Annotated in this window: 1 pseudogene; it reads right to left on the reverse strand. The window is 66.4% G+C overall.

The features are described 5' to 3' along the window. Positions 1–556 (reverse strand): annotated as a pseudogene (locus FS770_RS13590) (IS3-like element ISPfr13 family transposase); the annotation flags it as partial. Between the last annotated feature and the right edge of the window lie 52 nt (positions 557–608).

Genomic DNA, 608 nt, shown 5'->3' on the forward strand with positions numbered 1-608 from the left:
CCGTAAAGACCCTCCGGGGTCATCTTCCGGCGTGTGCTCCCGCCGGGCAGTGTCTCGTCGCGCCAGGCCGCGTCACGGACCGCGTCCACGACGATCGCGTCGGTCACGGTCCGGACCGCGACCCGGCCTCGCTTCCAGGCCCGGTAGGTGCGTGCCGCGATCTTCACGCCCTGCTCACGCAGGACGCGAATGATCGACTCGACGGCAAAGCCCTCCGAGCGCATCTGGTCGATGAAGCCCATCATCAACGGTTGCGGGGGTCGAGTTCCCCCACGAAGAAAGCCGTCGCCGCCTTCAAGATCGCGACGTCCTCACGCAACGCCCGGTTCTCGGCCTTGAGCCGGCGGATCTCCGCATGCTCTTCGCTGGTCTGACCACCACGGTCACCCGCGTCGATCTCGGCCTGGATCACCCACCGTCGCAAGGACTCCGCACCGACGCACTCCTGCCGGGCTACGGCCGCGATCACCTTCGCGTTCGACGGGTACTCTGACCGGTGCTCCAGCACCAGCCTCACGGCCCGCTCACGCAGAGCGGGGTCAATCTTCTTCGGCATGACGCCATCCTCTCAACTCGAAAAGATGCGGCACCAAACCTGGGACGGTTCA

It is taken from the genome of Kocuria salsicia, assembly GCF_007681555.1.
In the GTDB taxonomy this organism is placed as follows: domain Bacteria; phylum Actinomycetota; class Actinomycetes; order Actinomycetales; family Micrococcaceae; genus Kocuria; species Kocuria salsicia.